General features: G+C 38.8%; 7 protein-coding genes. 2 read left to right on the top strand and 5 right to left on the bottom strand.

Going from position 1 to position 11,057, the window contains the following annotated elements; translation table 11 throughout:
• Positions 1–174 precede the first annotated feature (174 nt).
• Together MSG95_RS04305 and ahpC are read right to left on the bottom strand one after the other, a co-directional pair.
• On the bottom strand, positions 175–384 hold the full coding sequence (locus tag MSG95_RS04305; RefSeq protein ID WP_004702739.1) for a KTSC domain-containing protein: 210 nt from the start codon (positions 382–384) through the stop codon (positions 175–177).
• A gap of 252 nt (positions 385–636) precedes the next feature.
• Positions 637–1,200 (bottom strand): alkyl hydroperoxide reductase subunit C, encoded by a 564-nt coding sequence (gene ahpC / locus MSG95_RS04300; RefSeq protein WP_324624549.1) that lies wholly within the window; start codon positions 1,198–1,200, stop codon positions 637–639.
• Positions 1,201–1,552: 352 nt separating this feature from the next.
• On the opposite strand from ahpC, the gene hrpA reads away from it, so the two are divergent.
• Positions 1,553–5,410, top strand: coding sequence for an ATP-dependent RNA helicase HrpA (gene hrpA / locus MSG95_RS04295; protein WP_077164568.1), 3,858 nt, complete (start codon positions 1,553–1,555; stop codon positions 5,408–5,410).
• A 95-nt stretch (positions 5,411–5,505) separates the two neighbouring features.
• Positions 5,506–6,612: a beta-ketoacyl-ACP synthase III gene (locus tag MSG95_RS04290; RefSeq protein WP_005802658.1), complete on the top strand. Its 1,107-nt coding sequence runs from the start codon at positions 5,506–5,508 to the stop codon at positions 6,610–6,612.
• Positions 6,613–6,717: 105 nt separating this feature from the next.
• Here MSG95_RS04290 and MSG95_RS04285 read toward each other — a convergent pair whose 3' ends face one another.
• The 3 genes from MSG95_RS04285 to benE all read right to left on the bottom strand — a co-directional run bounded on the left by MSG95_RS04285 (position 6,718) and on the right by benE (position 11,056).
• Positions 6,718–7,980, bottom strand: a complete 1,263-nt coding sequence (locus tag MSG95_RS04285) for an OprD family outer membrane porin (protein WP_077164567.1) — start codon at positions 7,978–7,980, stop codon at positions 6,718–6,720.
• 44 nt (positions 7,981–8,024) lie between these two features.
• The gene (locus tag MSG95_RS04280; RefSeq protein WP_077164566.1) at positions 8,025–9,383 is read right to left on the bottom strand and encodes an aromatic acid/H+ symport family MFS transporter; all 1,359 of its coding nucleotides are present in this window, start codon (positions 9,381–9,383) and stop codon (positions 8,025–8,027) included.
• Between the two features lie 479 nt (positions 9,384–9,862).
• Complete coding sequence (benE, locus tag MSG95_RS04275) at positions 9,863–11,056, bottom strand: benzoate/H(+) symporter BenE (protein WP_077164565.1); 1,194 nt, start codon at positions 11,054–11,056, stop codon at positions 9,863–9,865.
• Position 11,057: the final 1 nt, after the last annotated feature.

Below are 11,057 nucleotides of genomic sequence, written 5' to 3'. Positions count from 1 at the left end.
GAAATTCATGCGCGTGTGGCAGTTCTGAATAGATTTACGGAATTAGGTAGACCTCGCACCCAAGTTGTGTCTTAAATTTGAATGGATTGGGGAGAACTCAGCTTTTGAATGTTTATGCAACAAAGCCGTCGAAACATATAAAATAGATCAGCCCAAGCGGGCTGATTTTTATAATTAAGCAGAAATACAGAGCCTGTTAAAATGCAGATCAAACTCAAGATATTTGTGAACAAATGCAGTTTTATCCGTGGTGCGTAACAAATTATTGTAAATAAACTCTGGAACGGGATGATAAAGCTCACCTGAGCCATTGCTATAGAAAATTTTTAAATAGCGTGAAGAAACATCATATTTCCAAGAGGTTACAACAACAGATTTTTCCATATAACTACTCCTACTTTTGTTTGATCTTTTAATACATATACAAAACTCTTTTGTTTCATAATTCGACAGTACTCTAAGTTAAGCAGGCTGACAATTCATAAATGAATGTTGCTATAAATTTATAAGTATAAGAATTGTAAAAAATTAGCTATGAAATTTTGGTAGATAATAAGACTTAGATTTATAAAAATAATCAATAAAAAACCACCCTAAAAAGGGTGGTTTTTAGACGTATTGGTCTAATCTAAAAAATTAGATTTTACCAACTAAGTCGATAGATGGAGCAAGAGTAGCTTCGCCTTCTTTCCATTTAGCTGGGCAAACTTCACCTGGGTGAGCGTGTACGTATTGAGCAGCTTTTACTTTACGAAGAAGTTCAGACGCGTCACGGCCGATACCACCAGCGTTAAGTTCAACGATTTGGATTTTACCTTCTGGATCGATAACGAAAGTACCACGGTCAGCTAAACCTTCAGATTCGATAAGAACGTCGAAGTTTTTAGAAAGAGTCCAAGTTGGGTCGCCAACTAATGGGTATTGGATTTTTTTGATTTCTTCAGAAGTGTCGTGCCAAGCTTTGTGAGTGAAGTGTTTATCAGTAGATACAGCATAAATTTCAACACCAAGTTTTTGGAATTCAGCGTAGTTGTCAGCTAAGTCACCAAGTTCAGTTGGGCAAACGAAAGTGAAGTCAGCTGGATAAAAGAATACAACAGACCATTTACCTTTAAGGTTAGTTTCGTTAACTTCAACAAATTGGCCGTTGTGGTAAGCAGTTGCTTGGAAAGGTTTAACTTCAGTATTAATCAAGCTCATCATTGTCTCCATGATTGAGGTTTATATTTAAACTTGTTTACGAGATGTAGAATAAATAAAAATTCTTTATTGGGGAAATAGTATTTTTACATGACTAAAATCGGAAAATTGAATAAGTGATAAATTTACGATTTTTAAGTCCCCAAACACTGTATTCGATTTGACTGCAAAAACATGTAAATCAAATGACAGTTATCGTAAAAGAAACTTGCATAACAACATGAAGTCTAGCGAGACAAAATTCAAGGGTAAAATTTTAAAAAATTAAAAATATATAAAAAACCAACTGTTTTACCTGAAGAGCATTAAAGCGTAAAATAGCGGATTGTTGAATTTTCAGGAAAATTTATCTGTGCTGAATGGTTTAAATATAGATCAATGGGTGATGGCGAGAGATCGTTACCGTTTAAATCGTTTGCGTAAAGATAAAAAAGCCGATACTTCAGAGATTGAAAAATTATTTGAACAGTCTAATGCAAAAGTTAGACAGCGTTTTGAACGTCTACCTAAAATTAAACTGAATCAGGATTTACCTGTTTCTCAATATGCAGACCGTTTAATTGAAGCGATTCAAAAGCATCAAGTTATTATTGTGGCAGGTGAAACAGGTTCGGGTAAAACTACCCAACTTCCTCAAATTGCTATGTTAGCGGGTCGTGGTTTAACGGGCATGATTGGTCATACCCAGCCACGTCGTTTAGCTGCACGTAGTGTGTCGCAGCGTATTGCAGAAGAAGTCGGCGAAAAGCTTGGTGAATCGATTGGTTTTAAAATTCGTTTTAATGAACAAGGCTCGCAGGACTCTATTGTACGGTTAATGACCGACGGTATTTTGCTTGCTGAGTTAGGTAATGACCGTTTTTTATCTAAATATGACACGATCATTATTGATGAAGCGCATGAACGCTCACTCAATATCGATTTTATTATGGGTTATTTAAAGCAGTTACTGCCAAAACGCCCAGATCTAAAAGTGATTGTGACTTCGGCAACTTTAGATGTAAATCGCTTTAGTAACTACTTTAATAATGCACCAGTTTTTGAAGTAGAAGGTCGTAGCTACCCAGTTGAAGTACGTTATCGCCCAATTTCAGAGATGAATATTGGTGGTAGTGATGATGACGAGTTCGATGATTTTGAGGAAAACCTTCCTCGCGCAGTGGTACAAGCTGTAGAAGAATGTTTTGCCGATGCCGAAGAAAAAGGCCATCCTGAACATGCCGATATTCTGATTTTCTCAAGCACAGAACAAGAAATTCGTGAGTTGCAGGAAACCTTACAAAAGTACGGGCCAAGACACACCGAAATTTTACCGTTGTATGCACGTTTAGCTGTTTCTGAACAACAAAAGATTTTTAGTCCGGGTGGAAAAGGCCGTCGTATTATTATTGCGACCAACGTGGCCGAAACTGCACTGACGGTTCCAAATATTCGTTATGTAATCGACAGTGGTTTTGCACGTATATCGCGTTATAACTACCGTTCACGCGTACAACGTTTACCCATTGAAGCAATTTCGCAGGCTGCGGCCAATCAGCGTAAAGGGCGTTGTGGTCGTATTGCTCCGGGTGTGTGTATTCGTTTATATAGCGAAGAAGACTTCTTAAGCCGCCCTGAATTTACCGAACCTGAAATTAAACGAACCAACTTGGCTTCGGTTATTTTGCAAATGCAAAGCTTAGGGTTAGGTGAGCTAGAAAACTTCGATTTTATTGAGCCACCAGATTTCCGCCTTGTAAATGACGGTCGAAAACTACTCATCGAGTTAGGAGCACTTAACGAGAAGAAAAATGAGCTGACTAAAGTCGGGCAAATGATGGCACGTATGCCAATTGACCCACGACTCGCGCGCATGATTGTGGGCGGTGCTCATTTCGGGGTACTTAAAGAAATTTTAGTGGTTGTCAGTGCACTTGCAGTGCAAGACCCACGTGAGCGCCCTGCCGACAAACAAATGCAGGCTGACCAAAAGCATGCACTATTCAAAGAAGCAGATTCAGATTTTCTGTTTTATTTAAAACTTTGGGAGACTTTAAATCCTAAAGGTGAAGCAGGGATGTCTGAAAATAAACGTCGCCAGTTTGCTAAGCAGCACTTCTTAAGCTGGTTACGTTTACGCGAATGGAAACAGACACATAAACAATTGGTTGAGTTAGCTGAAGGTTTAAAACTGAGTTTTAATGAAAAACCTGCGAACTATGAAAACCTGCACCGTGCGTTGCTGACAGGTTTATTGTCTTTTATTGCTAATAAAACTGATGAACGTAATATCTTTATGGCAGTGCGTCAGCAAAAGGCGAAAGTCTTTCCTGCCAGTACTTTGCACAAAACCAATACTGCTTGGGTGATGGCTTTTGAGATGGTGGAAACCTCTCAGGTTTATTTACGTACTTTAGCCAAAATTGATCCTGAATGGATTTTGCTTGCTGCACGTGACTTATTGAAATATCACTATTTTGAGCCGCACTGGTCTAAGAAAGCTGGGATTGTAAATGCGTATGCTCAAATTTCGCTGTTTGGTTTAATTATTGAACCAAAGCGCTTAATTAATTTTGAGAAAGTTGACCAGCCTGCTGCTCATGAAATTTTCTTACGTGATGCATTAACCACAGGTAACTTAGGTACAGTTCCGCCATTTTTAAAACACAATTTACTTAAACTTGAAGAAGTTGAACGCGTTGAAGATAAATTGCGTCGTCGTGATTTGGTGGTGGATGAAGAAACGATTTATCAGTTCTATGCCTCTAAAATTCCTGAAGAAATTGCAAGTCGAAGTAGTTTTGAAGACTGGCGTGCAACGGTTGAAGCAAAAAATCCACGTTATTTATTTGTAGAAGATGATGCACTTTGGCTCAATGACCGTCCAACCACACAGCAATTCCCAGATCATTTGCATAATGGGCAGCTACGTTTAGCAACGACTTATCGTTTTGACCCAAGCCATGATGAAGATGGTGCAACGGTTCAAATTCCGGTACAAGCTCTTCCTCAGGTCGATGAAAACATCTGGTCTTGGGGTATTCCGGGTTGGCGTTTAGATTTAATCGAAGCACTACTAAAAGCTTTACCAAAAGACAAACGTCGTAGTGTAGTGCCTATTCCTGACACAGCTCGTAAACTCATGCAGGGTATCGATGCTGTACATTTGCGTCAGCATATTTTTAGTTATTTAGCTTTTGCTTTACGTGGTGAGCAAATTACTGAAAAAGATTTTTCGTTTGAACGTATTGATCCATATTTGGTGCCTTTCATTAAGGTGATTGATGAAAAAGGTAAGCTGATTGCCAAAGGCCGTGATTTACCCGAGTTAAAAGCACGTTGTCGTGTAGAAACGCATCGTCCAGTGAAACAGCAAAAAGGCGAATTTAAAACTTTCCCTGAAAACTTTACATTTGAAGCTTCGCAAAAGGTGACAGGTGTTGTTGTTAAACAATATCAAGCTTTGGTACCGACCAAAACTTTTGCTGAAATTGAAGTGAAAGATGATTCTGGTGTGGTTATACAAACCTTTAATGATCAGGCTGAAGCTATTAAGCAGCATCGTGAAGGGATTATTCGTCTGGTCCATATGCAACTAGGTGACTTGGTTCGTCAGTTGAAAAAGCAGATTTCAAAACCGCTCGCACTGGCTTATTCACCTTTAGGCGATAAAGCCAAACTTGAGCAGATGTTGGTCTATGCAACATTGCAGATGGCAATTACAACTTTGCCAATTAATGCTGATGAATTTAATAAACTGCTTGAGCAAGTTAAAAAGCAATTTTTGAGTTATGGTCAGCAAGCACTTGAGCAATTAAGTGATATTTACATTCAATGGCAGCAAATCCGTCGTCAGCTTTTAGTGCTTGATGCAGGGGTGTTTGGGCGTAGTATTGATGATATTGAAGATCAGTTAGATCTCATGTCACTTGGCAATTTTGTTTACTGCCAACCAGTCGATCTTTGGCAAGAATATCCGCGTTATTTAAAAGCGCTGCTATTGCGTTTAGATCGATTGCCAAATAATCTACAGCGAGATCATGCCGCTATTGATGATGTCGATCCATGGATGGACAAGGTATTTAAATTCAAAAACGATCCAAGAATCAAAGAATTGTATTTGATGTTGGAAGAATTTCGCATTTCTTTATTTTCTCAGCCGATGAAAACCAAGATGCCTATTTCGCCAACTCGACTGCAAAAGTTATGGGATCGTTTGGGAATCAGTTAAGATAGATCGGGGTTTGTTTATGCGTTTGTTTAGCCTACAAAGCAATTTATAAATGAAAGATTAACAGACCCTATTCATTTTTTTAGGAGTTTTACATGGGCATTCGTATCACAGGTACTGGGTTATTTCACCCAACAGAAATCATTTCTAATGAAGAACTGGCCGACAGTTTAAATGCTTATGTGGAACAATATAACCAAGAGAATGCAGAGAAAATTGCAGCAGGTGAACTCGAAGAATTACGTGGTTCTAGTGCTGAATTTATTGAAAAAGCGTCTGGTATTAAGCGCCGTTACGTGATTGAGAAATCAGGTATTCTCGATCCAACACGTTTACGTCCTCGTTTGTCTGAACGTTCAAATGATGAACTTTCACTTCAAGCAGAGTGGGGCGTGATTGCTGCGAAGCAGGCAATGGAAAATGCAGGCGTAACTGCTGAAGATATTGATGTTGTAATTTTGGCATGTTCAAATATGCAGCGTGCTTATCCAGCTGTAGCGATTGAAATTCAGTCAGCACTTGGCATTCAAGGTTATGCCTATGACATGAACGTTGCATGTTCAGCTGCGACTTTTGGTTTGAAACAAGCGGCTGATGCAATTCGTTCAGGTGCTCGCCGTGTTTTATTAGTGAACGTTGAGATTACTTCTGGTCACCTAGACTACCGTAACCGTGATTGTCACTTCATTTTTGGTGATGTTGCAACGGCTTCTATTATTGAAGAAACGACTACTAAGACTGGTTTTGAAATTTTAGATATTCATTTATTTACTCAATTTTCAAACAACATTCGCAATAACTTTGGTTTCTTAAACCGTAGTGAAGATGCAGTAGTTGACGACAAGTTATTCCGTCAAGATGGCCGCAAAGTATTTAAAGATGTTTGTCCGTTAGTGGCAAAAATCATTAATGCGCAGTTGGAGAAAATGCAGTTAACTGCAAACGATATTAAGCGTTTCTGGTTACATCAAGCCAATGCCAACATGAATGAACTAATCTTGAAATATGTTGCTGGTAAAGAAGCTGATTTAAGCCGTGCACCAATTATTTTAGATGAGTTTGCAAATACCTCTTCAGCAGGCGTTATTATTGCTTTACACCGTACAGGCCACGAAGTAGATAATGGCGAGTATGGCGTGATTTCATCTTTCGGTGCTGGTTATTCAGTGGGTTCGATTGTTGTACAAAAGCATGTTGCTTAAGCTACAAGATTAATTAAAAAAACGCTCGTAAGAGCGTTTTTTTATGAGCGAAATAATATAAAAAAGCAGGCCAAAATTGGCCCGCTTAGATTAAATCAAAATTTATTAAAACTTTTTGGTGTAGTTTACAAACAAGCGGTCTTCACCAAAGTCATTGCCGTGTTTTACGTTGTAATCAATCCGAATGTATTGCAGGGCAAGACCTTTTAAGAATGGTTGTTGAAATGCGTAGTTTAAAATCACATTCGACTCAGTTTCATGGTTTTTCTCACCATTGGCTGCTCTAAAATCATTTCCGTAAACATATTTCACCATCGCATTTAAGCCCGGAACGTAATCTTTAAAGTCGTAGCCGTACATAACGTGGTAAGACTTTTCATCTTTTTTAAAAAAGCCCGTGGCATTCCAGTTAATGAAGTATGTCTCTGGTAAGAAACCATCTGGTAATGGGTAAGCCGACTCACCCATAATTTGTTGATACCCCAAACCAAAGGTATGATTTTTTACTTTAAGTGTTTCTAATACTCCAATGTTTTGCGCATCGATATCAAAAGTATTGCCGTCATTTTTTGCATTGAAGTACTTAAACTTAGAAGTAAGCGCAAAGTTAGGTTGTTTCCAATTATGCTCTAATCCTACATAGTGTTTGTTGTAGAGGTCTTCTAAATTACCAAAGTAATATTCACCCTTGAGTAACGGCGTAAATTGATAGCGCAGGTCAATGTAATTTAAACCATCAGATTCTTTGGTAATACCATTTGAAGTGAACGAAAACTTTTTAAAATCTTCTTCATTTCGTGGCGAGACTTTTTCAACCCGACCAATTTCAGCATAAAGCTGATCTGAAAGTTGCGACTTAAGATTGGTTCCCCAATAAGAAGCAAGTAATTGTCGGCTGGCATCGACAGCCGTTACAGGTAAATCCAGCCAGAGTTCACCGATACTCAACAGGGTTTTGTCATAGCCCAGTTTTAAGGTTGCACCGTATTTTAAGAAATCTGATGCTTGAGATTGTGTTTCCTTATTAAAAGGTAAGACCGTGTCCGCAACGTGTTTATCTGAACTCAAGCGCACGGCGTATTGAACAGAAGCATCGGCTCCAATCGTGATAGGTTTATCTGCTATAACTAGTGGAGTGTCATGCATTTTCGATTTATAAAATAAAGATGCTGCCTGAGACCAACTGCCTGTGTCTTTGAGTGCATCATTATCAAAATCGCGGTTGATATAGGCGTTTTTTAAAGTGAACTTCCATTCATCTTCACTTTGTTGAGCTGTATCTGCCGCCCATAAACTTGAGCTAGTCAATAAACCTAATAATGTAGCTATTGCTAAATTACATGGTCTAAAACGGTGTAATAATTCCATAATCGATTTCCAAAAATATGCGCCAGTCCTCGGCGCATGTATTTTTACTGCTGGGTAAGCGTGTTTTGAGGGTTAAAAGTTGATGGCATTTGTGCAGCAACAGAGGCTTTGAGATTCACCATAAATATTGCAAGTGCAGCAATCACACCTGGAATTGCAATCGCTAAGAAATTCATTTGGTGAGGAAGCTCAAGTGTGAGTAGGGCTCCGGTTAAAACTGGTCCGATAATCGCACCGATACGGCCAATTCCAGATGCCCAGCCCATGCCAGTTGAACGAAGTGCCGTCGGATAGAACTGTGCAACGAAGGTGTAGAGTAAGATTTGCGAACCAATTGTGGCAGCGCCAGCAATCGCAATCAGGCTATATAAAATAATTTGCGGACTATTAATACCAAGCAGAATTAAAGCTGCTGATCCCACAACAAACATGATCGTAATAACAGGTTTTAAATGGAATCTGTCTGCTAAAGCACCGCCACCAATTGCACCGACCATGCCGCCAATATTAAGTGCAAAGAGAAATAACATGCTTGCACCTAATGAGTAGCCCGCTTGCAGCATGAGTTTAGGTAACCAGCTTCCTAACGCATACACCATGAGTAAGCACATAAAGAAAGCAATCCAGAACATAAATGTGCTGAAAGTACGACCTTGCTGGAAAAGCGCACGGACAGGTGCATCGGTTGTGGTGCTTTCATTTAACACCAGTTGTGTATTGGCGTTTACCTGAGTTTGAGGTGCAATTTTACAAACAATACTTTTTGCCTGCTCGCTATGGTTTGATTTCACTAAAAAGGTGAGAGACTCTGGCAAAAATTTCCAGATCAACGGCAGTAATAGCAGGGGAATACCTGCAATTAAAAACATGATTTGCCAGCCCATGTCTTTCACGAGCCATGCACCAAGTAGCGCTGATGTCATGCCGCCAATTGCATAGCCACTAAACATAATTGCGACTAATGTACTGCGGATTTTTTTGGGTGCGTATTCGGTCATAAGCGCAACGACGTTTGGCATAACGCCACCAATACCAAGGCCTGCAATAAAGCGTAAAATAGCAAACTCAGTTGGTCCTTTGGCAAAGGCACCTATAAAGGTAAATCCGCTAAATAAGGTGACACAAATCAGGATGGTTTTTTTACGTCCCAGTTTGTCTGAAAGTGTGCCGAAAATCATGGCACCAAACATCATCCCGAATAGAGCAGCACTGGCGAGTAAACCAGCTTCTACCGCAGTTAATGACCATTGCTGCATTAACAGAGGAAGAGCAACCCCATAAATAACTAAATCATATCCATCAAAAATAATAATAAGTAAGCACCAGATTAAAACTTTCCAATGAAAAGATGTAAAACAGGCTTTGTCAATTAACTCATTAATATTTACCTTGCTCGTATCCATTTTATTCACCTCCAATTTGTGAAGCATCGCGTTATTTTTTAATAAACTATTTTGTTATTGAATTAGAGTCAAAAACCTAATTGATATATCTTTATGTCTTTAAGGTATTGTGCCTTTTTTGATTTAATTATTTGAAAAATATGTATTTATTTTTATTTCTTTAGTTGGTTGTGTTGTGTCTTTAAAATGGGGTTAAATATTGTATTATGAGAATTTTAAGTATTTTATGGATGTTTTTTTATAGATTTTATTGATAATAATCACTCTTAAAAATATCGTTAAATTTATATTATGAATTGAAGTGAAAATATAAAAACAAAATACTAAAGTCTATTATTTAATTATTTTAGAAATTGATCTTAAAAATGAAATTTAATTTATATTCAATAAAAAATCGCCAAATCAAAATTAGCAAATTATTTGCATCCTGATTTGGCGATTGAGGCTTTATTTTAGTGGCGGGCGCTTAGATAAAAAACTTAATTTGTGGCTGAAGTTGAACGTGGGGTGAGAATGAAATGGGCGATTACACCAATACAAATACCCCAAAAGATTGAGCCTAATCCAAGGAAATGCATGCCTGATGCTGTTGCTAAAAAGGTAATAAGTGCGGCATCACGTTGATTGTCATTTTTCATGGCAACAGAAATATTGGTGGCAATCGCTCCAAGCAAGGCTAAACCTGCCAGTGCTGCAACTAATTCTTTAGGAAGTAAGCTAAATAGCATGACAATACTGCCAGCAAATAAGCCTCCTAAAATATAAAAAATTCCGTTGGCGATTCCTGCGATGTAACGTTTTTCTTTCAGTTCATGCGCATCTTTGCCCATGCATAAAGCTGCGGTAATTGAGGCAAGCACAATTGTAATACCGCCGACGCAGGCAACAGCTAAAGAGGCAATACTGGTGACAGTAATAATGGGTTTGGCTGGTGTGTCGTAACCGCTGAGTTTCATAATCGCCATACCTGGTAAAAATTGGCCGGTTAGGCTGACTAAAATGAGAGGAACAGCGAGGTTGAGTGTTGAGTTCCATGTCCATTCTGGGCTAATCCACTGTGGAATAGCTAAACTAAAACTCACATCAACCGGATTCATTTTGCCTAAAATGAGGCTTAATAAAACTCCGGCAGCTAACACCCAAATCATGGTGTAGCGCGGCATTAAACGTTTGGCAATTAAAAAGACAATGAGCATGCTAAAAACAATAAAAGGCATGCTATCAGACGCGGTAAATAGACCAATACCGAATTGAAAAAGAATACCCGCCATCATGCCGGCAGCGACGTCTTGCGGAATCCATTTAAGTAACTTGTCGAAGTAACCTGTAATACCAATTAAAAAAATAACGATAGCGGAAGTAATATAGGCGGCTACTGCTTCATTCAACGAGACGTTTGGAAATAGAGTAACTAACAGGGCAGTACCCGGTGCAGACCATGCAGTTATGACAGGCGTTTTATATTTAATTGAAAGATAAATACCTGAAACGGCGGCACCAATTGAGATTCCCCAAATCCATGACACCATCATGTCGGTGGACACATGGGCACGCTGAGCAGCTTGGAAAAAAATAATCAGTGGGCCTGAGTAAGAAATTAAAACCGCAAGAAAGCCAGCAACTGTTGCTGATATGGACCAGTCATTTTTTAATGTCTTGAACAGGGTTGCCATG

The sequence above is a fragment of the Acinetobacter sp. IK23 genome (assembly GCF_035615275.1).
GTDB lineage: Bacteria > Pseudomonadota > Gammaproteobacteria > Pseudomonadales > Moraxellaceae > Acinetobacter > Acinetobacter seifertii.
The sequence above is the reverse complement of the archived record's forward strand: the minus strand, read 5'-3'. Positions and strand labels throughout refer to the sequence as shown.